Here is a 21,863-nt window from a genome sequence, read left to right on the forward strand (position 1 = left end):
GGTGATTTCCTTTGGCGCGCAGGCATTTTCGCCGGCGCCGATGCCGATCCGGGCGGCGGTTCCCGACGTCACGCCGGTTGCGGATTATTGCGGACCCGGCTTTCACAGCGTGCCTTATGGCGGCTGCGAACCCAACCCCGCCGCCAGGCTGGTGACGATCCCACGCGGCGCGCGCGTGGTTGTCCTTCAGAACGATCACTCCTCGCCGGTGCTGGAATGGCGAACGCGCTCCCAGGCGCAAGGCTTTGCGCTCGAGACGGTCCCCCAGCCCGATGACGGCGACTGGACCTCCGCCGTGCTTTCCGCCATCGAGCGGCCGGCGGCGCCGCGCCTCGCCCTGGCCTCGATCTCGTCGGTTCACTGGTCGGATGGCGGCCTGATCGAGGTTGCGAAAATCGCCGAGGCGCTGCGGCGACAAGGTGCGCTGTTCCTGATCGACGCGACGCAAAGTGCCGGCGTGCTGGCGATGGACGTCAAAAGCCTCGATCCGGATTTTGTGGTCTTCCCGACCTACAAATGACTGATCGGGCCCTATGGCCGCGCCTTCCTCTATGTCGCCAAGCGTCATCAGGACGGCATTCCGCTCGAGCAAACCGCCTATGGCCGCCGCGACGTGCGTGCCGATAACGCCGCGTATTTTGCGGATACGCGTTACGTCTCCGGTGCTCTGCGTTTCGACATGGGCGAGCGCGATCATTTCATTTCGATGGAAATGGCCTCGATCGGCATGGAGATGATGGCCGAGTGGGGGTCGGCGGCGGTCACCGAGCGCCTTGCAATGCTGACCGACCGCATCGAGGAGGGCCTGCGCGGGACGGCGGTCCGCGTGCCGGATCGCCGCTTCCGCGCACCTCATATCCTCAGCCTCCGCTTTGCGGATGGGATCCCGGCGGGGACGGTCCAGGCGTTGGCGGCCGAAGGTATCTACGTCGCCGAGCGTGTGGCCCGCATGCGCGTGTCGCCGCACGTTTTCAACGACGAAGCGGATGCCGACCGTTTCGCGGCGGCGGTGGCCACGCAACTTCAGGCCGCCCGGCCCTGAACTATTGCGATGCAAAAAAGATAGGGACCGGGCAGCGGAACCGGCGGGCCCCGGCGTGAATTATCCTGTCCGTTGAACCCTGAAGCCGCTGGTGGAGACTTATTCACCAGAAGGAGGCTGCGATGACGCAGTGGCACGACTCCATGGTGGACAGGCCTGAAACCGATGGTGCGGCTTATGCGGCGGGATGGACCGTCTCGGGTCTTGCTGTGCTCGGTACCATTGTTGCCGTCTGGCTACTCGGGATTTAGTCCAGAATTCCTAACGCCGTTCGAGTTGCGAAGGGCAGAGAACGCATGAAGCGATCGCGTGTCAGACCCCGCCCGGCTCGCCTGCGCCAGCCAAAAAAGTGATTTTCGTAGATTCTCAACCCTTGCCCATCGCGCCGCCGCCGGACGATCGCGGCTTTGTTGCGTGCCGTCACACTTTTCCTGGCTGAATCACCCCGGCACGGCGCGGCCGGAAGCGCACTCCTGCCCGGCCGGATTCCCAAAAAGCAAGAATTCTCGCCGGAACCGCTCATGGCGGTTCTGGACGGATAGGCGGTCGCCGGATTATGTATAAGCTTAGGAAGCTAAGGATTTTTGCCGGGAGTTGCGCGCATGCTGACGCCTGCGGAAAACGAACTGTTATGCCGGGTCGAGGGCGATACGCCGATGGGAGCGCTGATGCGGCGTCATTGGGTGCCCGCGCTTCTGTCGGAACAGGTCGCAAGGTGCGATGGCGCGCCGGTGCGCGTCCAGCTCTTTGGCGAGAAACTCGTGGCGTTCCGCGACAGCGAGGGAAAGCTCGGTCTGCTCGGCGAGTTCTGTCCGCACCGCAAGGCTTCCCTTGCTTTCGGGCGCAACGAGGAGTGTGGGCTGCGTTGTCTTTATCACGGCTGGAAGTTCGACGTCGAAGGCAACGTCATCGACATGCCCTCGGAGCCGAAAGGCAGCGCGCTGCCCGAGAAGACGAAGCACCTTTCATATCCCACGCGCGAGGCCGGCGGCTTCGTCTGGACCTATATGGGGCCAAGGGACACGATGCCGGAGTTCGAGGCGCCGCCGTGGGCGCCGCACGACCAGGCGAGGGTGGCGATCGCCAAGGTCGAGCTTCCCTGCAACTGGGCGCAGATCATGGAAGGCCAGATCGACTCGGCGCATTCCTCCACGCTGCATTCTTCCGACATGCGCCCCGCCAAGGGCGATGCCGCAGCCAGGGGCGATTACTGGGTTCGCCCCTCGACCGACAAGAATCCCCGCATCCAGGTGCAACTCACCAACTACGGCATGCGCTATGCCGCGATCCGGCGTCCGATCGTGAACGCGAATACGCACGACTATGTTCGCATCACGACCTTCGTGGCCCCCTTCACCGCGCTGATCCCGCCCAACAGCACCTATAACCTGGCGAGTGTCATCGTGCCGCGCAGCGACACCTCGAGCTACTTCCACTTCATCGCCTGGGCCGAGGGCGAACAGGCGGGCATCGATATCGACGCCTGGCGAAAGTTCTGCGTGCTGGCCGTCGGCGAGGACGTCGATGCGTATTTCCGTCCGATCAAGCGTCACGCCCACAACGATTATCTGCAGGACCGCGGCGCGATGGAGAACGGCAATTTCACCGGGATCGAGGGTATTCCGAACCAGGACATCGCGATGTGGGAATCGATGGGACCGATCGCCGATCGGACCCAGGAGCGTCTGGGCGCGAGCGATATCGCGATCGTGCAGTTCCGCCGCCTGATGATCGATGCCGCCAATGCCTTCCAGGAGCAGGGGAGGGTGATCGGCCATATCGCGCCGCGGCTGGCGCAGGCGAAGCTGCGTTCCTACCAGGGCGTGGTCGAGAAGTCGGTCCCGTGGCGGACGCTGGGGGCTTCGGACGATGAGGTAAAGGTTCTCGCCGGCCTCGAGGACGAGGCGGCGGCGTAGCGCAAATCCCCATAAAATACTAAAGAGAAGAACAAAACCCCGGGGAGGATTCATGGGCGCCCGCACCATTCTTGCCGCCGCCGCGCTGCTGCTTTCTTGCGCGACATCCGCACAGGCTGCGGACACCCAGGACGTCAACGTTATCCTGCCGCTCACCGGCGGAGGCGCGTTCCTCGGCAAGGCCGAGCAGCAATCACTCCAGCGATACGAGAAACTGGTCAATTCCACCGGCGGCATCCACGGCAAGACGCTCAAATTCAACTTTCACGACGATCAGAGCAGTCCGCAACTCGCCGTCCAGCTTGCCAACCAGGTGAAGGCCGGCAATCCGCCGGTCATTCTCGGCTCGGCGCTGGTTGCGCTCTGCAACGCGATGGCGCCCCTGATGAAGGAAGGCCCACTGCTCTATTGCTTTTCGCCCGGGATTCAGCCAGCCGCTGGAAGCTTCGTCTACAGTTCGAGTACGTCGACCAAGGAGCTTGCGGGCGCGCTGCTTCGCTATTTCGGCCACAAGGGTTGGAAAAAGGTGGCGCTGATCACGACGACGGATGCGACCGGACAGGACGCCAACCGCAATTTCAAGACGCTGGTGGGAAGCGAAGGCCACAAGGACGTCGAGCTCGTCGCGGAAGCGCAGATGAACCCAGCCGATGTGAGCGCCGCGGCGCAAATCCAGCGGCTCAAAGGCGCCAACCCCGACGTGCTGGTGGCATGGTCCACCGGAGGTCCTGTCGGGACCATCTTCAAGGCGATCCATGACGCGGGCGTGGAAGTGCCGGTCGCGACCACCAATGGCAACATGACCTACGCGCAGATGACCCAATATGCGCCGTTCCTGCCGAAGGAGCTTTACATACCCTCGGCTGACTGGCTCAAGCCGTCGCGACCTGTCGAGGTGAGCGACGCCTCGAAAGCCAAGGATGCCTTTTTCGCCGCGTTCGAGGGCACCGACATCAAGCCGGACGGCCCGTCGACCTACGCCTGGGATCCGGCGCTTCTCGTCGTCGAGGCGTTGCGCAAGCTAAAGGGGGACGCGAGCGCAGAGGATTTGCGTGCCTATTTGCGCGGGCTGAAGGACTTTGCCGGCGTCAATGGCTATTACGATTTCAAGGCGGTGCCCAATCGCGGGCTCGACGAATCCAACGTCGTCATCACGCGTTGGGATAAGGCCGCACAGACCTGGGCCGTGGTCAGCGATCCGCTCGGCATTCCCCGCGCCGAGTAATCGGATGATCGAGCTTCTGCAAATCTGCATCGGCGGGCTGGTGGTCGGCAGCATCTACGCTGCGATCGCGCTTGGCTTCTCGCTGGTCTACCGGGTGACCGGCGCGGTCAACCTCTCGCAAGGCGGCTTTGCCATCATCGCCGCGATGATCGGCTATACGCTCTCCGTTTCCTCCGGTCTGCCGCTGTGGCTGGCGATCCCTTTTGCAGTCGCCGCCACGGTTATTATCGGCGTTGTGCTCGGCGCCTTTACGTTCGTGCCCGCGCTTGAGCGGCTGTCGAATGCAAATGTGCTGATGCTCACCGCTGGACTCTTGACGGCGATCGAAGGCATTTCGCTGGTTCTCTGGGGCAGCCAGCCTTACGCCATGCCGCCCTTCTCGGGCGAGACACCCCTGGTGTTCGGCGCGATCCGCCTGCCGACGCAAGCCGTTTGGGTCTTTGGCGCTGTCGCGCTTTGCATCGCGGCACTGTGGTATCTCATCGCGAAAACCAGACTCGGCAAGGGCCTGCGTGCCTGCGCCGAAAATCCCGCGGCCGCATCATTGATGGGAATCAACGTGGCTCGGATGACGCTCCTGAGCTTTGCGCTCGCGACCCTGATCGCCGCCATTTCAGGCGTGATCGTCGCGCCGACCACGTCGCTGCAGTTCGACACCGGCCGTCTGTTCACGATCTCCGGCTTCGTGGCGGCCGCGATCGGCGGCATCACGTCCTTTCCCGGCGCGATCATCGGCGGACTTTTTCTCGGGCTCGCCACGCAACTTTCGACCGCCTACATTTCCTCGCTGTTCTCGAATGCGATTGCACTTCTCATCCTGCTGGCGGTGCTGATCTTTCGCCCCTATGGGCTGGTTCAGGCCAAGGTGAGCAGGCGACAGGATACCCGCGACGAGGTGAGAGCGGTCGGACACACCACGAGGCTTCCGGCAAGTCTGGTCATGCCTCTGGCGGCGTTCGCGCTTGCAATCGCCATGCTCGTCCCCTTCGTCGTCACGGATAACGGCATCCTGAGCGGGCTTGTGATCGCGCTCATCCTGTTCATGACGCTGATGGGGTTGGATGTGCTGATGGGTTACGCCGGCCAGGTCAGCCTTGGCCAGGCCGGTTTCATGGCGATCGGCGGCTATACCTCGGGCTATCTTGTGATCAATTATGGGCTTTCGAGCCTGCTCTCGATCTTTGCAGGCATCGGCGTGTCGCTGGCCTGCGCGCTCGTCCTTTCCGTCGTGACGCTTCGTTTGCGCGGACTTTATCTCGCGCTGGCGACGCTCGCGTTCGGGCTATTGGTAGATTCCTGCGCGGTCGGCTTTCTCGATATCACAGGCGGCCCGTCCGGACTCGTCGGCATACCCTCGTTTTCCGTCGCGGGTTTCGAATTCGCCACGCCCCGCGCCATGTATTTTGTCGTGCTCGCGCTCGACGTGATCATCCTGATGGGCCTTGCCGGCGCGATGCGCTCCGGCTTCGGGCGGGCGCTGAAAGCGATTCGTTCCGACCAGATGGCGGCAGCCGCGCTCGGCATCAACATCATCAGGTACAAGCTTGCCGCCTTCCTGATCAGCGTAACCCTCGCCTCATTGGCGGGCAGCATGTACGCATTCTTCTTCAATTTCCTGTCGCCGGAAATGGTCGGCACCGGACGCTCGCTCGAACTTGTCGCGATGCTGATCGTGGGCGGCGAAAGCACGCTGTTCGGCGGCTTGCTGGGTGCGCTGCTCTTGACGTTGCTGCCGACGGTGTTTCAACCCCTGGCGATTTACAAGACCTTCGCAGCCGGTGCGCTGCTGGTGGCGAGCTTCCTTTATCTGCCGCAAGGCCTTTATGGCGCGGTGGTGCAGGCCGCGATCCGGCTGGTGCGATCGTCGCGCGAGACTGTCGCCGGCAAGAACTCATCTGAAACCTCGGCGCGAGCACTGTGATGACGATGACGGACGCGCGAGCGAAAAATTCCACCGGGCCTGCTTCCGTGCTCAGCGTGCGTCATCTTGCGAAGAGTTTTGGCGGCCTCAAAGCCATCAACGATGTGTCGTTCGATGTCGCGCCTCACTCCGTCACTGCCATGATCGGGCCGAACGGCGCGGGCAAGACGACCGTCTTCAACCTTGTCACCAACATCCTGGCCAAGGATGCCGGGCAGGTAAGGTTTCTGGGAGGCGTTCTTGCCGGCATGTCAGCGGTGAAGATCGCTTGCCTGGGCCTGATCCGCACCTTCCAGGCAGCGCGGGTTTTTCCCGGCATGACCGCGATCGAAAACGTCATGGTCGGTGGCCACCGCCTCGCTTCGCACTCGCTCGCAAGCCAGACGCTCTGGCTTTCCGCGGCACGAAGTGAAGAACGGCGCATTCTCCGCCGCGCCGAGGAGATGCTGGAGCTGGTCGGCCTTGCGCCATTCAGGGACACGCACGCCACCGAACTGCCGATGGGCGCGCAGAAACTGCTCGAGGTCGTCAGGGCTCTGATGGCGCAACCAAAGCTTCTGTGTCTCGACGAGCCGGCGGCCGGGCTCAACGATACCGAAACCGAGGAGCTTGCGAATTTACTGCGCGCGATCCGCACCCTCGGCATTCCGGTTCTCCTCGTCGAACACAACATGTCGCTGGTGATGAACGTCGCCGACCATGTCGTTGTGATCGAATCGGGCGCCATCATCGCCACGGGAACGCCAGCGGAAATCCAGAAGGATGCCCGTGTGATCGAAGCCTATCTGGGACGCGAGGGCCATGCCGCTTCTTGAGCTGAAGAATGTCTGCGTCGGCTACGGCCGTCATCGCGTGCTCGAGAACGTCGACCTGACGCTCGAGCGCGGCGAGATCGTGACGCTGCTTGGTGCCAATGGCGCCGGCAAATCGACGTTGGCGAAGGCAATCTCCGGGCTTCTCCGCGTCGAGACCGGGAACGTCCTGCTTGAGGGCCAGCCCATCGAAGCCTTGATGCCGGCCGAGCGCTTGCGTCGCGGAATTGCGCATGTGCCGGAGGGGCGACAGATTTTCGCCGGCATGACGGTAGCGGAAAATCTGGAGCTAGGCGCTTATGCCTCATCGGAAACCGATCACACTACACGAACGCAGCTCGAAACCGTGTGGACGCTGTTTCCGGTGTTGCGCGAACGGATGAAGGATATCGCGGGAAATTTCTCCGGTGGCCAGCAACAGATGCTGGCGATAGCGCGCGGGCTGATGTCGAAGCCGAAGATCCTGGTGCTTGACGAACCCTCGCTCGGCATCGCGCCGCTTCTGGTCGCCGAAATCTTCCGCCTGATCGAGCGGCTGCGCGCGCAGGGAATCAGCATCCTGCTCGCGGAGCAGAACGCGCGCCAGGCGTTGTCGGTTGCCGATCGCGGTTACGTTGTCGAAAACGGCAAGATCACGCTGGAAGGACGGGCGGCGGATTTGCTCAATTCTCCTGATATCGCGGAGCGATATCTGGGCATGGGCGGTGCTGCGGGTGTATCTCGCGCGGCGAGCGATGCACTGGCGTCGAGGTTGCGGACGGTCCTGTTTCCTGCCGCTACGGAAGGCGGCTAGAGCTGGTATGTGAGATCCAAGGGCCGCAAGCCGTCACTGCGAGCGCAAGCGAAGCAATCCAGAATTTCTGAAATCAGGATTTCATGGATTGCTTCGTCGCTTACGCTGTTCGCAATGACGAGGTGAATGCTTCCCCCGTTCGCGCGGGTCCAATGTGCTCAACAAGGGAAGGAACAAGACAATGGCACTGATTCGCATCGAGCCGAAGAAAGACCCCGCGAGCGATCTTTATTACGTCGAAATCTTTCATCCCGCCGAATCCGAGCAGCCGTTCGTGACCACCGAGCCGCGCTACAAAACGGCTGCCGCCGCGGAGAACGACATCATCGCCATTATCGCGACCCGCGCCAACAACCCGCCGAAGGGTGGGTAGGGTGGTTCGTCAAATCGATCTGTCGGCAACGCCTCGCTTCACCCCTCCCGCTTGCGGGAGGTCGACGCGCTTGGCAGCGCAATTGCGCGCCAGAGCGCGGCGGGTGGGGGGAGGCGTACCGATCCACCAGCGCGCTTGCCGGGCGCCCCCACCCCAACCCTCCCCCGCACGCGGGAGAGCACCGCCATCGTGGCGGCGTTCGATCTCCCGCCGTTGCAGACTTAGACCTGACATGTCAGTCCGATCTCGCGCCCGTTCTTTGCCGACTCAAGAATGGCGAGGCAAATCTCGAGCGTGGCGAGACCCCATTCGCCGGAATGGAGCGGCGGCCGATTGCGAACCACCGCGTCGTAAAGTTCGTCGACGACCTCCGCACGCGGGATTTTTGGTGATGGGAGCTCCTCGAGATGGCGCTTCTCGTCGCCATAAACCGCGATGCCATGGGGCAGGGGTCGAAGATCGGCGCGCTCGCAACTCACAATGACGAGGCCAAAATGGTTATGGGCGAGATCGCCTTCGACGCGAAAGGCGTCGCGCCCCGTGGGGCCATAGGCGCGGCGGTTCTTCATTTCGATTTCCCCGGCGACCGTCCTTGCGTTTCGCAAGCCCTGCCTCGCGCGACCGTAGGAAATTTCGCCCTCGCGCATCTGGCCGAGCTCGCCCCGCCATCCCATGAATTCGTCGGTGTCGAAATGCGCGTACCCGCTATAGGTCAGCGATGCGAACGAGCCGTCCTCAAGGCCGATCTGGGCGGTGTAGGCGCCTTCGGTCGGCCTCGATGCATCCCAGTTTGCGGTGAAGGCGCGAAGTGATTTCGCCGTTGAGGGCGAAAGCAGGCGGACGACGTCCACCTGATGGGCCGCCTGGCTGAACACCACGCCGCCGCCGGCGCTGGTGTCGAGCTCTTCCGGGCGGCGCGGCCGATACAGGAAATCGGTGAAATTGAGCGCGCTGATCATGCGGACGCGGCCGTAGGCACCGGTGCCGATCATTTCACGGGTTCGCAAGTAGGGCAGGTCGTAGCTGTGGCTGTGGCCGACAAGGAGTTTGATGTTGGCTTTCGCCGCGACCTCGATCATTTCCTTACCCTCGGCAAGCGTCAGCGCCATCGGCTTTTCGATCAGGATGTGCTTGCCGTATCTCGCGGCGAGCTTGACGTGATCGACATGAAACTGGTGCGGGGAGGCGACATAAACGGTTTCAACGTCGCTGTCGGCACAAAGCGCTTGCGCTTCCTCGAAAACCTTGGCGCCGAATTCGCTTGCAAAGCGCTCGCGCGCGTCCACGCGTGGGTCGCTCGCTGCCACCATTTTGACCAGCGGATGAGAGGCGAAGGTCGGCAGCATCAGCGTAAACGCGCGGCCGAGGCCGATGATACCCAGTTTCAGCGGCTCGCTCACGAGAGTCCTCCCAAGGGGATGATTTTTGTTGAACCGCTCCGTCGTCAAACTCGGCTTACCTCTCCCCGACGGGGAGAGGTCGATTTGCTGCTGGCGATGCGAAGCATCGTCCAGTGCAAATCGGGTGAGGGTCATTGCTGTCATAGAGATTGTAACCCCTCACCCCAACCCTCTCCCAAAGGGAGAGGGAGCACATCTCAATTCGCTGTGGTACTAGTTTCATAAAGTTCAGAGATCCAGCGTCAGCGTCGGCGATCTGGAACGTGACACGCAGATCATGACCTCGCTTTTCTTCTCTCGCTCCGACAGCACGAGATCGCGATGGTCGGGCTCGCCTGCGGTGAAGCGGGTGCGGCAGGTGCCGCAGGTGCCGCTTTCGCATGAGCTTGCCAGCATATGGCCTTGCCGGCGAAGCGTGTCGAGGATGGAGACGCCGGCCGCAACTTCATAGCTCTTGCCGCCTCTGGCAAGTCGGACCTCGAACGGCTTGTCGTCGGCGCGCGGGGCGGAGGCTCCGACAAAGTCCTCGAAATGCACGGCCGAATCCGGCCAGTGTCCGGTCATGTCGCGCACCGCGTCCATCAATCCGCGCGGTCCGCAACAATAAAGATGCGCGCCGCGCTGCTCTTCCAGCACCGGCCAGAGATCATAGGCCTGGTCGGGGTCGCCATTGTCGTGATGGAGAATGACCTTGCCGGCGAATTCGCTTGCGCCAAATTCCTCGCGAAAGGCCATGGCCTGCGGCGTTCTCGTGAAATAATACAGCTTGAAGTTCTGCTTGCCGTGACGCAGGCAGTGCAGGATCATCGAGCGGATCGGGGTGATGCCGATGCCGCCGGCGATGAAGATAAAGTTCTTCGGCTCCGATTTCGCCATCTCGAATTCGTTGGCCGGCGGCTCGATGGTGATCGTGTCACCTTCCTTGACATTTTCGGTGAAGCTCAAGGAGCCGCCGCGGCCCGAAGTCTCCTGCTTCACCGCGATCAGGTAGCGATCGCGCTCGCTAGCGTCATTACAGAGCGAGTAGCGGCGTTTCTGCCCCGAAGGCGCGGTCACCGTGATATGGGAACCCGGCGTGAAGCGCGGCAGCTCTGCGCCATCATGCGAAGAGAGCTCGAACAGGAACACGGCATCGGCGATTTCCGATTTGCGCCTGACCGTCAGCACCAACTCTCGCGCCTCGGGATCGGGGCTCATGCCATCCTCCAGGACTGTCGATCTTCCAAGACTGTCTTGCCTGATACTTAGCTTTCTAAGCGAATAGCGCAACCCCTCGAGATCTGCTGGAGGTCAATACCGAGCTATCGCCTTGCGCAGACGATGACATACAACTCTTCGGGGTGGCCTCGTGGTGCGAGACGCCGCGCAAATGGCGCGGCTCCTCACCACGAGGAGATAAACTCGCGCCAAGCCGGACCCGATCCCGAGGAGACGCGCAAGCGCCGTCTCGAGGGATGGCCATTGAGTCTTATGCCTGTTTGCCTGTTGCGGACGGATATGCGATCACGGAGCGAGCAAGGAGAGGCGGTATTGGCGAGAGGGAAACCAGCGAAATCCGCCCGGCGCGGGAGAGCGGCCAGCGAGGTGGATTTACCGTTTACCGAGAGCGTCGGCTATCAGATCCGCGCGACGCATCGGGCGCTGCAGCGCTTTCTTCAGCTCAAGATCGAGCCTCACGGCGTCACGCTCGGCATGTGGTACTTCCTCCGCGCGCTGTGGCATGAGGACGGCCTCACCCAGCGCGAACTTTCCCGCCGCGTCGGCACCATGGAGCCGACCACGCTGAACGCGATCCTGAACATGGAAAAAAAGGGACTGGTTCGCCGGGTCCAGAACAGGAAAGACCGCCGGAAGTGGCATGTGCATCTCACCGCGAAGGGACGAAGGCTGAAAGCCGAACTCATTCCCCTGGCCCGCGACGTCGTGGATACGGCGGTCCAAAGTCTCTCCCGCACCGAGATCAGGCAGTTGATGGATGGACTGGCCGAAATCCAGAAGAACCTCCACGCCACCATTTCGCAGCTCGACGAGATCAACTCGCGGATGGTGGAATAAAAGTCGCGACGGCAAATCGGCCCGGGCCGCCGATCGGTTTGCCGCACCCGCCTTCACAAGGCTCGCTCAGGTCTGATCTGCGCGCGGAGGGTATAGGCAACGGTATTTCCGGCCGCTATGCTTCGATTCTCGGAGGAAGCATATGGCAAAACTCAACATCAACGGTACGGTGAAGGAAGTATCGGCGGAGGCCGACACGCCCCTTCTCTGGGTTATTCGAGAACATGTCGGTCTGACCGGCACGAAATATGGCTGCGGCGTCGCCCAGTGCGGCGCCTGCTCGGTCCATCTCAATGGCGAGGTGCAGCGCTCCTGTCAGATCCCCCTCGGCAGCATCAGCGAGAGCGATGTCATCGTCACCATCGAGGGGTTGTCACCCAACGCTTCGCATCCGGTGCAAAAGGCCTGGGCGGCGGTCGATGTGCCGCAATGCGGCTATTGCCAGTCCGGCCAGATCATGGCCGCGGCGGCGCTGCTCAAGAAGAACCCCAAGCCGAGCGACAAGGACATCGACGAGGCGATGACCAATATCTGCCGTTGCGGCACCTATCAGCGCATCCGCGAGGCCGTCCATGTGGCGGCCGGCGTCGGCACCACCGGTCGCGGAGGCTAGCCATGAGCGCTACGAATTTCGAAGAGAACACGACGCTTTCTCGCCGCAGCTTCATCGTCGGCTCGGCGGCGATTGCCGGCGGCGGCCTGGCGCTCGGCCTCAACGTGCCTTTCGCCGAAGAGGCGGGAGCGCAACGCGTGCAAGCTGCGACTGAAGTCAATCTCTGGGTCGCGATCAAGCCCGACGACACTTGCGTGATCCGGATCGCGCGCTCGGAAATGGGGCAGGGCACGATCACCGGCCTCGCCCAGCTTGTCGCCGAAGAGCTCGAATGCGACTGGAGCAAGGTGACGACCGAAGGCATCACGCCCGGGCGTAATCTCGCCAGCAAACGCGCCTGGGGCGAAATGGGCACCGGCGGCAGCCGCGGCATCCGCACCTCGCACGATTATGTTCGCCGCGGCGGCGCGATGGCACGCCTGATGCTGCTGCAGGCCGCGGCCGAGCAGATGGGCGTCCCGGTCGGCGAACTGACCGTGTCGAACGGCGTGATTACACACGCCGCGAGCAAGCGCTCGCTGCGTTACGGCGAAGTCGCCGCCGCGGCCGCCAAGCTGACGCCGCCCGATCCCAAGTCGATCACGCTCAAGGATCCGAAAGATTGGAAGATCGCCGGCAAGCCGCTCAAGCGGCTCGACACCGCCGACAAGCTTGACGGCAGCAAGATCTTCGCCATCGATCTGATACTGCCCGGCATGCTCTGCGCGGCCGTGAAGGACTGCCCGGTGTTCGGCGGCAAGCTCAAGAGCTACGACGAAAGCAAGATCGCCGGCATGCCCGGCGTGAAGAAGGTGGTCAAGGTGAAGGACACCGGCGTTGCCGTCGTCGCCGATACCTGGTGGCGCGCCAAGAAGGCGCTCGATGCCCTGCCGATCGTCTGGGACGAAGGCGAGAACGCTTCGAAGTCGAGCGCAACCATCGCCGACATGCTCAAGGAGGGCCTCGAGGCGACCGCCACCAACGGCGAGCGCAAGAACGGCGACGCGTTGAAGGCGATCGCCGAGGCGCCGAAGAGGGTCGAGGCGGTTTATTCGACGCCCTTCCTTTCGCACGCGACCATGGAGATGATGAACTGCACCGTGAAGCTTTCTGCCGACCGGGCGGACGCATGGGTGCCGACGCAAAATCTCGAGGCGTCGCTGGCGGCCTTGTCGGAGGCATCCGGCATTCCCCTCGATAAATGCGAGGTACACCGGCACGATCTCGGCGGCGGCTTCGGCCGACGCGGCGGCACGCAGGATTATGTCCATCAGGCGGTCGAGATCGCGAAAGCCTTCCCCGACACGCCTGTGAAGCTGATCTGGAGCCGCGAAGAAGACCAGGCGCATGATTTCTACCGGCCGATCTCGCAGTGCAAGCTGTCGGCGGGCCTGGATGCGCAGGGCAACCTCGTCGGCCTGCATGTCCGCGTCTCCGGTCAGTCGATCAACGCGATGCTCAATCCGAACGGCATCGTCGATGGCAAGGACATGCGCCAGCTACAGGGCTGGTACGACACGCCGGGCGATGCGCAACTCGGTTACGATGTGCCCAACCTCCTGATCGAATATGTGATGCGCAATTCGCACGTTCCGGTCGGCCCGTGGCGCGGCGTGAACACCAACCAGAACGCGGTCTACATGGAATGCTTTATGGAAGAGGTGGCGAGGGCGGCCGGCAAGGACTCGCTCGAATTCCGCCGCGCGCTCATGAAAGAGCATCCCAAACATCTCGCCGTGCTCAATGCCGCGGCCGAGAAGGCGGGATGGGGCAAGCCGCTGCCGGCGGGCGTGTATCGCGGGCTCGCGCAGTTCATGGGCTATGGCAGCTACTCGGCGGCGGTAGCCGAAGTCTCGGTGAGCCCGCAAGGCAAGCTGAAGGTTCATCGCATCGTCGTTGCGGTCAACTCAGGCCATGCAGTCAACCCGGGCCAGATCGAGGCCCAGGTGCAGGGTTCGGTGGCCTATGGCCTCACCGCAACGCTCTACGGCGAAATGCCGGTCGACAAGGGGCGCATGACGAGCCTGAACTTCGACAGCTACGAGATCGTGCGTCTTGCCGAAATGCCGAAGGTCGAGGTGGCGATCGTGCCGACCTACGACTTCTGGGGCGGCATCGGCGAGCCGACCATCTGCGTGGTGGCGCCATCCGTGCTCAACGCGATACAGGCGGCAACCGGCAAGCCGGTTCGCAGCCTGCCGCTCAAGAATGTGAAGCTGGTCTAGGTCGGCCGGCAAGCGGCCGCACTTGAGGCTAAAAAATTTTCGCCCGCGTGTTTTCTTCAGGAAAGCACGCGGGCGAACTGCGTCTGTGGTCGAGTGACTTTCAGCAATCCTTGCAGTGATCTTTTTGTCAGTAATCCTTGTGGATCACGGTCTTGCTTTCGGAGCCGTCCTCATGCTCCTTCTTGATCACGGTGGTCCGATCGCTCGGCTCGCGCTCCTTGATGATAGTCTTGTCGCGGGTCCGGTCGCGATCAATATCGCGATGGCTCTCGCCTACGGTGACGCCGGCGCCCACCGGACCAGCCTTGACGCCGACTTCGCCAGCCAGCGCCGGAGCGGCCATCGCGCCGATGGCCGCGGCAATCAACAGAACCTTCTTCATTTCGTCCTCCTACAAATCGAACGGGGGATAAAACGTAAGGGAACAAGACGGCGTTCCGCGTCATTGATGAAAAAAACCGCAGATTTTCAGGCTGCTCGTGGATCAAAAGCCGGATGCGGTTTTTGCGGTGGTGTTCCCCGCGTGGTGAAAGAGATGCGGCGAGGCGGATTGCCTGCATTTTCATGCGAGCTGTTTGATCGAAGCGTGAGCATGAAAATATCAGCTCTGCGAATCTTCCGGCGCCATCGAAATGGCCTCCTTCGTATCGCCATGTTTGAACCACCTGCTGTGGAGCGCGATAAAGGGCGTTACCGGTTCTCCGAAACCCCCTTCAGTGAAGTCGGAAAGCGCGAAATGCCTGGCCATGTCGATCGCGTGTTGGAGGAAATTGGCCAATCCCTGCGCCCGATGAACGACGCCCCTCGGGATGGCCGCTTCATTCTGGCAAAGTCGGTGGCGGGTTTTGTCATCTGCCGCTGGGACGACGAACCCGCAACGCTCGCCGGACCGTGCTGGGTGGAAGCGCATGAGGCCGATCGCGGCTATCTCGACCGATGTTTTGCCGGCTGGATCGACCCGTCGCAGCTGAAGCTCTGGGATTATGCAACGCTCGCCGACCTCGTAATCGCCTTTGTCGACGACGCCCACGCGACAGGCGACACGAGCGCGCTCGCTGCACTCAAGCGCCGGGCCGGGATCGACTGAAAACCAGTGGCGATGATGCCTAAGCCGATGGCGGCGCAGGTATGAGCCCGTAGCGCAGCATCGTTTCCTTCATCTTCGCCGGATCGGGCGCGCCGCCTGCCAACAGCTTCGCCATATCCCTGAAATATTGCGGCCCCAGCACACCCGGGGACAGCAAGCAAAGGCACCTCGCCAGTTCCGCCGTGCGATTGGTGAATCCGTGGACGACGCCACGCTTTATGAAAACCGTCTCTCCCGGGCCGATGTCGATATCCTTGCCATCGAGGCGGAAGGTCGTCATGCCAACGAGCCCGTAAATCGTCTCGTCCCAGCGATCATGATAATGCGGGACGGGCATTCGTGCGTTCGGTTGCAGGGTCATCTCGAACACGTCGACGCTGCCATCGGTCGTATCCTTGCTTTGCAGGAATTTCAGCGTGAGGCTGCCAAGGTCAATGGTTTCGGTCATGAGAAATTGCAACTCCGGCAAGGCTCGCTCGGGCAATGATGGCCGAACCTTAACGCCGTTTGCCAACGCATGAAACCACGCGGTTTTGCGGAACCCAACGTCTCCCTCATGGTTGAGCCCTCATATCTCTTCATGAAGGAGTGCGCATGGCCAAGGCGAACGATCTGGAAGGTGCGCAGGACATGGGCGGCAAACACGGCGGTCAAAGGGGCATGCAGGATCCGGCGCCACTGCCGGGCACCGATCAGGGAAGCTCCGCCGATCAGGGGATCGTGCGCGACCAGCGTGGCGAGGAGCAGCCGCGTGACAAGGAGCGAGCTCTCAATGTGAGTCGGGAGGACAAGGGCGGCGATCCGCCAGGACACAGGACAAGACACAAGACAGGACACAAGAAACGCGGCTAGTCCGCATCAGGATCGTGCCGGCCGTGGCGCGTTGGCGAAAACAAGCCGAAAATCGCCAGCCTTGTTTGCGGCCGCTTGCGCCTATGCGCGCAACGACCTTGACATTCATCCGCCAGTTGTCGAGTAACTGCCGCGTAACTTGTCGCGGCTATTGTGCGGACTTTTGAATGGTGTTGGTCTTTTCTCCTCGAGCATGCCGAACGGCCGCGGACGTTGCGCAACGCGCGCGTCACGCACGAAACGTTGAGCGCGCATGAAGAGCGGTCGTTCCTCTTCGCTCGGTACACTGGCGCTGATCGCGACCGCCGCGCTGTGGGGCAGCAATCATGTAGTCGCGCGGGCCGCGCGTGAGGCGGTGCCCTTGCCGGCGCTGGCATTCTGGCGCTGGCTGCCGGCGGCCGCGATCCTGACCGTCATCGCGCTGCCGGTGTTGCGCGAGGAGTGGCCGGCGATCCGCGCGCGCCTGGGCGGTCTCGTCGTCGGCGGGGCGATCGGGGTCGGGCTGTTTTCCTATTTTCTTCTCGGCGGCGCATATCAGAGTCTGGCCATCGAAGTCGGTTTCATCAATGCGACGACTCCGGTCTGGGTACTCGTGTTCGGGCTCTGGATGGGCGAGGGGCGTCTTTCGCCGGGCCTCACCTGGGGCATTGCGCTCGCCTTTAGCGGCACGCTTCTCATCATCAGCAAAGGCGAGCCGCAGACCCTGACCGAACTGAGATTCAGTCTAGGCAATTTGTGGTCGCTGTTGTCGGCGATGACCTTTGCCTGGTTCTCGATCCGAGTGCGCGACTGGAGCCGCACCATCGCGCCGATCTCGCTGATGGTCGTGACCGGATGGTCCGGACTGATCGTCGTGATCCTGCCGGTCTACATGGTCTGGATCATGTTGGGCGGTGCATGGATCGCAAGGAGCGATGCCGAGCTCGGCTTTGCGCTAACGGCGACTTCCTATATAGGCCTTGTGCCTACGATGCTCGGCAATCTTTTCTATCTGTTCGGCGTCTCGACGCTGGGTGCGGCGACGGCCGCCGCCTTCCTTTATCTCAGCCCGCTGTTTTCGGCCGCCTTGTCGATCCTGTGGTTGGGCGAGCGCCTGGCGTGGTATCACATCGGCGGGTTCGCCGCGATCCTGGCAGGACTGATGATCATTAACCGGTTCGGACCTCAGCGGCTGCGTTCGGAGCCCGCCTGATCTGTTCACGCCGGCCGATCCGGGCGGTGCTTTGCGTGCGGCAATCGAACCTTCGATCGACCGCTGGAGCACGACGAGCTCAGCGATCCCGGAGCTGTCAGCTCTCCCCTTGTTGTGGGAGAGGTCGGATCGCATCTTCGATGCGATCCGCGGACCTTCGCCCGCGCCACCTTCTCCCGCAAGGGGGAAGGAACGGAGTCGTGACCAGACCGCGCCTTGCGACGCAAATCATCATGGAACCTGGGCGCGCGGAACCCATTGATCCAGAGCAAACCCGCAAGTTCCGCAGCCGCTATAAGGGCAAGCACGCGTTACCGTCACTCTCAAGCCGCGCCGCTTGCGAGGCCGATTGACCGGAGGAGACGATGGAGCAGGATTCATCGCAGCGAAAGCGGGCCATCACGACCGGCTATCTGATCGCGGCCGCGTTCGGCATCCTGATTCTGCAATGGGCGCTCACGACCTACAGCACGATCGAGACCATTCCATACAGTCGGTTCGAGGAGCTCGTCTCGCAAGGCAAGGTCAGCGAGGTCGCCGTCGGCCAGGACATCATCCAGGGCAAGCTGAAGGAGAAACTGCCGGACGGAAAGCAGGCCTTCGTTACCGCGCGCGTCGATCCGGCAGTCGCCGATAAACTGCAAGAGAAGGGCGTCACGGTGACCGGCGTTCCCTCCGGCGGGCTGTTCCAGACCATCCTGTCCTGGATCGTGCCCGCGTTCCTGTTCTACCTGGTCTGGGTCTTTCTCTTTCGCAGGATCGCCGAACGTCAGGGTTTTGGCGGGTTGATGTCGATCGGAAAATCGCGCGCCAGGGTCTATGTCGAAAAGGACACGAAAACGACCTTCGCCGACGTCGCCGGCGTCGAGGAAGCCAAGTTCGAGTTGCAGGAAGTGGTGTCGTTTCTCAAGGACCCGAAGAGCTATGGCCGCCTCGGCGCCCATGTGCCGAAAGGAATTCTGCTGGTCGGTCCCCCCGGAACGGGCAAGACGCTGCTTGCGCGTGCGGTTGCCGGCGAAGCCGGCGTTGCCTTTTTCTCGATCTCTGGCTCCGAATTCGTAGAGATGTTCGTCGGCGTGGGTGCTGCGCGCGTGCGCGATCTTTTCGAGCAGGCCCGCAAGGCCGCGCCCTGCATCATCTTCATTGACGAGCTCGACGCGCTCGGTCGCAGCCGCTCGCCCGGCGCGTTCGGCGGCTATGACGAAAAGGAGCAGACGCTCAATCAGCTCCTCACCGAGCTCGACGGGTTCGATCCGAGCGCAGGCGTCATTCTGCTCGCCGCCACCAACAGGCCCGAGATTCTCGATCCGGCGTTGCTGCGGGCTGGGCGATTCGACCGCCAGGTGCTGGTCGATCGCCCGGACAAGAGCGGGCGTGTCGCCATCCTCAAGGTCCACGTCCGCAAGATCACGCTCGCCAAAGACGTCGATCTCGACAATATCGCAGCGCTGACGCCCGGCTTCACCGGCGCCGACATCGCAAACCTGGTCAACGAGGCCGCGATTGCCGCGACCAGGCGCAATGCCGCCGCAGTTTCGTTCGATGATTTCACGGTCGCCATCGAACGGATGGTGGCCGGTGTCGAAAAGAAGAGCCGGGTGCTCAACAAGGAGGAACGACGGCGGGTCGCCTATCACGAAATGGGTCACGCGCTGGTGGCGGCAAGCCTTCCCGGCGTCGATCCCGTGCAGAAAGTATCAATCATTCCGCGCGGCGTCGGCGCGCTCGGTTACACCATGCAGCGTCCGACCGAAGACCGTTTCCTGCTTTCGACCAGCGAACTGAAGAACCGCATCGCCGTCCTGATGGGAGGCCGCGCTTCGGAAGAGCTGATTTTCGCCGGCGACGTCTCGACCGGCGCCGCCGACGATTTGCAGCGTGCCACCGAAATCGCGATCGAGATGGTGACGAAATATAGAATGAATTCCACCGTCGGCCAGCGGACCTATGCGCCGCGCCCGAACATGTTCCTGCCGGCGATGCAGGACCCGGTCGTTAGAGCAGCCGAGGCCACCAGCCGCGAGATCGATGTGGCCGTGCGCGATCTCATCGAGGCGGGCGGGGTGACTGCGCGAGCGATTCTCGAGAGGCGCCGCAGCGATCTCGAGGCCGGTGTCGAGCTTCTGATGGCGCGAGAAACGCTCACCGCGGACGACTTCGCGGCCCTGCGCCCGGCCGGCGCCCGCGACGTCGAGAAGGCGCCACCACCGAAGGCGGTCGCCTGAAAGCCGGCGGCTCGCGGCGATCGACGCCCTCAATTGTCGGCGAGGTTTCGACGCGCCTGACAAGAGAACAGCAGATCTGGACGGGAGGTCGTCATGGGATTGCTGTCATCGAAACATGACCCTGCGGATGAGGCCTCTTCCTTTGCGTCGCTGCGCGCAAGCATGGTCGAACAGCACATCGCCGCGCGGGGGGTAGAGGACGAGCGTGTGCTTGAGGCCATGCGCCAGGTGCCGCGCGAATTGTTCCTGCCGAAAAGCCTTCGCGAATTTGCCTATGAGGATTCGCCACTGCCGATCGGCGACGGGCAAACGATTTCGCAACCTTATATCGTCGCATTCATGGCGGAGGCGTTGACGCTCAAGGGCGACGAAAAGGTTCTCGAGATCGGCACGGGATCGGGATACGCCGCAGCGGTGTTGTCGGAAATCGCGGACGAAGTCTTCACGGTCGAACGTCTCGGCTCGCTGGCGGACATGGCCGCAGCGACGCTCGCCGATCTCGGCTACGACAATGTTCACGTGCTGCATGGCGACGGCACCAGGGGCTGGGCGGAACATGCGCCTTATGACGCCATTGTCGTTGCCGCCGGTGGGCCGCAGGTTCCGGAATCGCTCAAGGAGCAGCTGAGGATCGGCGGCCGGCTGGTGATCCCGATCGGTCCGGATCAGCGCGCACAGGAACTGGTCCGACTCACCAGGGTTTCAGCAGGCGAATATCGCAGCGAAGACATCGCGGATGTACGCTTCGTGCCTCTGATCGGCGAAGAGGGGTGGATCGAAAAGGATCACGGCCATTTCGTCCCGCGCCGGGCGCGCCGGAGCGCTTTCTCGCGCGAAGAGATGTTTGTTCACTATCTTGCCGAGGCCGTCGAATCCTTCCCGTCGATCGAGGAAGCCGATCTTGATCCTTTGTTGCGGCGTATCGGATCGGCGCGCGTCGTGCTGCTTGGGGAGGCAACCCACGGCACGAGCGAATTCTACCGGATGCGCGAACGCATTACCCGCGACCTGATCATCGAGAAGGGTTTCCGTTTTGTGGCGATCGAGGCGGACTGGCCCGACGCGGCCCGGGTCGATCACTACGTCCGGCATTTCGAGTGTCCGCCGTCGGAATGGACCGCGTTCGCGCGATTTCCGAGCTGGATGTGGCGCAACAATGAAATGCGGGATTTCGTGAGCTGGCTGCGCCGGCACAATGCCACGTTGGAGAAGGACAAGCGTGTCGCCTTTCACGGCCTCGATCTCTACAGCCTCTATGACTCGATCGGATCGGCTTTGAATTATCTCGACGAGGTCGACCCGGCATCTGCAAAAGTGGCCCGCGAGCGTTATGGTTGCCTGACGCCCTGGCAGAGTGATCCGGCGACCTACGGCCATGCGGCGCTGACCAGGTCCTACCCGACATGCGAAGCGGATGTGGTGCGGGCGCTCACCGATCTGCAGGCCAGGCGTCTGGCCTATGCCGAGCATGACGGCGAACGCTTTCTCGATGCCGAGCAGAACGCGCGTCTTGTCGCCAACGCCGAGCGCTATTACCGTGTGATGTATCACGGCTCGCGCACATCATGGAACCTTCGCGACAACCATATGTTCGAGACGCTCAAGAACCTGCTGGCGTTTCATGGCGCAGACAGCAAGGCGGTGGTCTGGGCGCATAACTCGCATGTGGGCGACGCAGGTGCAACCGAGATGGCCGCCCGTGGCGAGCACAATATCGGCCAGCTCTGCCGCGAGGAATTCGGCGACAACGCTTTTTCGGTCGGGTTCGGCACCCATAGCGGCACGGTAGCGGCGGCCTCCAATTGGGATGGGCCGATGGAAATCAAGGAGGTGCGGCCTTCGCATCGCGAAAGCTATGAACGTCTGTGCCACGCGACCGGGCACGCACGCTTCACGCTCGGCTTGCGCGGCCGCGCCGACGATCTCTGCGGGCCTGCGGGTCTCGGCAAGAAGCGGCTGGAACGGGCGATCGGGGTGATCTACCGACCCGAAACCGAGATGACAAGCCACTACTTTCGCGCCAATCTGCCGCAGCAATTCGACGAATATATCTGGTTCGATAACACCCGAGCGGTGACCGCGCTCGAAACCACACAATTGAAGGGACCTCCGGATACTTATCCCTTCGGGGTTTGAGCTGTTCCGGTGAGGAA

Annotated in this window: 20 protein-coding genes; 16 read left to right on the forward strand and 4 right to left on the reverse strand. The window is 62.5% G+C overall.

Annotated features, from left to right (window positions below; all coding sequences use genetic code 11):
* The 8 genes from VNX23_RS09715 to VNX23_RS09750 form a co-directional block, all read left to right on the forward strand.
* Positions 1–520: aminotransferase class V-fold PLP-dependent enzyme (locus tag VNX23_RS09715; RefSeq protein ID WP_325629431.1), on the forward strand; the 520-nt coding region annotated here is incomplete at its 5' end.
* Positions 521–613: 93 nt separating this feature from the next.
* Complete coding sequence (locus VNX23_RS09720; RefSeq protein ID WP_325629433.1) at positions 614–1,042, forward strand: hypothetical protein; 429 nt, start codon at positions 614–616, stop codon at positions 1,040–1,042.
* Between the two features lie 602 nt (positions 1,043–1,644).
* On the forward strand, positions 1,645–2,958 hold the full coding sequence (locus tag VNX23_RS09725) for a Rieske 2Fe-2S domain-containing protein (RefSeq protein WP_325629434.1): 1,314 nt from the start codon (positions 1,645–1,647) through the stop codon (positions 2,956–2,958).
* Positions 2,959–3,010: 52 nt separating this feature from the next.
* Positions 3,011–4,183 carry an ABC transporter substrate-binding protein gene (locus VNX23_RS09730; RefSeq protein ID WP_325629436.1) on the forward strand — a complete coding sequence of 391 codons (1,173 nt, stop codon included), beginning with the start codon at positions 3,011–3,013 and terminating at the stop codon, positions 4,181–4,183.
* A 4-nt stretch (positions 4,184–4,187) separates the two neighbouring features.
* Entirely contained in the window at positions 4,188–6,104 is a 1,917-nt protein-coding gene (locus VNX23_RS09735; RefSeq protein WP_325629438.1) for an ABC transporter permease, read from the forward strand.
* A complete protein-coding gene (locus VNX23_RS09740) occupies positions 6,104–6,919 on the forward strand; it encodes an ABC transporter ATP-binding protein (RefSeq protein ID WP_325629440.1) in 816 nt (271 codons plus the stop codon). The genes VNX23_RS09735 and VNX23_RS09740 overlap by 1 nt, the downstream gene beginning before the upstream one ends.
* Complete coding sequence (locus tag VNX23_RS09745) at positions 6,906–7,709, forward strand: ABC transporter ATP-binding protein (RefSeq protein WP_325629442.1); 804 nt, start codon at positions 6,906–6,908, stop codon at positions 7,707–7,709. Before VNX23_RS09740 ends, VNX23_RS09745 begins: the two co-directional genes overlap by 14 nt.
* A gap of 181 nt (positions 7,710–7,890) precedes the next feature.
* Complete coding sequence (locus tag VNX23_RS09750) at positions 7,891–8,082, forward strand: hypothetical protein (protein WP_325629443.1); 192 nt, start codon at positions 7,891–7,893, stop codon at positions 8,080–8,082.
* Between the two features lie 221 nt (positions 8,083–8,303).
* Here the strand turns inward: VNX23_RS09750 and VNX23_RS09755 are convergent, their stop codons facing one another.
* Complete coding sequence (locus tag VNX23_RS09755; RefSeq protein ID WP_325629444.1) at positions 8,304–9,482, reverse strand: Gfo/Idh/MocA family oxidoreductase; 1,179 nt, start codon at positions 9,480–9,482, stop codon at positions 8,304–8,306.
* A gap of 228 nt (positions 9,483–9,710) precedes the next feature.
* Complete coding sequence (locus VNX23_RS09760) at positions 9,711–10,679, reverse strand: PDR/VanB family oxidoreductase (RefSeq protein ID WP_325629446.1); 969 nt, start codon at positions 10,677–10,679, stop codon at positions 9,711–9,713.
* Positions 10,680–11,066: 387 nt separating this feature from the next.
* On the opposite strand from VNX23_RS09760, the gene VNX23_RS09765 reads away from it, so the two are divergent.
* The 3 genes from VNX23_RS09765 to VNX23_RS09775 all read left to right on the forward strand — a co-directional run bounded on the left by VNX23_RS09765 (position 11,067) and on the right by VNX23_RS09775 (position 14,354).
* The gene (locus VNX23_RS09765; RefSeq protein ID WP_325629447.1) at positions 11,067–11,537 is read left to right on the forward strand and encodes a MarR family winged helix-turn-helix transcriptional regulator; all 471 of its coding nucleotides are present in this window, start codon (positions 11,067–11,069) and stop codon (positions 11,535–11,537) included.
* 142 nt (positions 11,538–11,679) lie between these two features.
* The gene (locus tag VNX23_RS09770; RefSeq protein WP_325629449.1) at positions 11,680–12,150 is read left to right on the forward strand and encodes a (2Fe-2S)-binding protein; all 471 of its coding nucleotides are present in this window, start codon (positions 11,680–11,682) and stop codon (positions 12,148–12,150) included.
* 2 nt (positions 12,151–12,152) lie between these two features.
* Complete coding sequence (locus VNX23_RS09775) at positions 12,153–14,354, forward strand: xanthine dehydrogenase family protein molybdopterin-binding subunit (protein ID WP_325629451.1); 2,202 nt, start codon at positions 12,153–12,155, stop codon at positions 14,352–14,354.
* A 127-nt stretch (positions 14,355–14,481) separates the two neighbouring features.
* Here the strand turns inward: VNX23_RS09775 and VNX23_RS09780 are convergent, their stop codons facing one another.
* Positions 14,482–14,736 carry a hypothetical protein gene (locus VNX23_RS09780; protein ID WP_325629453.1) on the reverse strand — a complete coding sequence of 85 codons (255 nt, stop codon included), beginning with the start codon at positions 14,734–14,736 and terminating at the stop codon, positions 14,482–14,484.
* A gap of 63 nt (positions 14,737–14,799) precedes the next feature.
* Between VNX23_RS09780 and VNX23_RS09785 the strand changes: the two genes are divergently transcribed.
* A complete protein-coding gene (locus VNX23_RS09785; RefSeq protein WP_325629455.1) occupies positions 14,800–15,441 on the forward strand; it encodes a hypothetical protein in 642 nt (213 codons plus the stop codon).
* A gap of 19 nt (positions 15,442–15,460) precedes the next feature.
* Here the strand turns inward: VNX23_RS09785 and VNX23_RS09790 are convergent, their stop codons facing one another.
* Positions 15,461–15,889, reverse strand: a complete 429-nt coding sequence (locus VNX23_RS09790) for a cupin domain-containing protein (RefSeq protein WP_325629457.1) — start codon at positions 15,887–15,889, stop codon at positions 15,461–15,463.
* Between the two features lie 146 nt (positions 15,890–16,035).
* Here VNX23_RS09790 and VNX23_RS09795 point away from each other — a divergent pair, with 146 nt between their 5' ends.
* The 4 genes from VNX23_RS09795 (at position 16,036) to VNX23_RS09810 (ending at position 21,846) form a co-directional block, all read left to right on the forward strand.
* On the forward strand, positions 16,036–16,293 hold the full coding sequence (locus tag VNX23_RS09795; RefSeq protein ID WP_325629458.1) for a hypothetical protein: 258 nt from the start codon (positions 16,036–16,038) through the stop codon (positions 16,291–16,293).
* 253 nt (positions 16,294–16,546) lie between these two features.
* Positions 16,547–17,485 (forward strand): DMT family transporter, encoded by a 939-nt coding sequence (locus VNX23_RS09800; RefSeq protein WP_325629460.1) that lies wholly within the window; start codon positions 16,547–16,549, stop codon positions 17,483–17,485.
* 365 nt (positions 17,486–17,850) lie between these two features.
* The gene (gene ftsH / locus VNX23_RS09805; protein ID WP_325629462.1) at positions 17,851–19,710 is read left to right on the forward strand and encodes an ATP-dependent zinc metalloprotease FtsH; all 1,860 of its coding nucleotides are present in this window, start codon (positions 17,851–17,853) and stop codon (positions 19,708–19,710) included.
* A 93-nt stretch (positions 19,711–19,803) separates the two neighbouring features.
* Positions 19,804–21,846, forward strand: coding sequence for a protein-L-isoaspartate(D-aspartate) O-methyltransferase (locus VNX23_RS09810; RefSeq protein WP_325629464.1), 2,043 nt, complete (start codon positions 19,804–19,806; stop codon positions 21,844–21,846).
* Positions 21,847–21,863 lie beyond the last annotated feature (17 nt).

This window comes from Bradyrhizobium sp. (assembly GCF_035570375.1).
Lineage (GTDB): Bacteria > Pseudomonadota > Alphaproteobacteria > Rhizobiales > Xanthobacteraceae > Bradyrhizobium.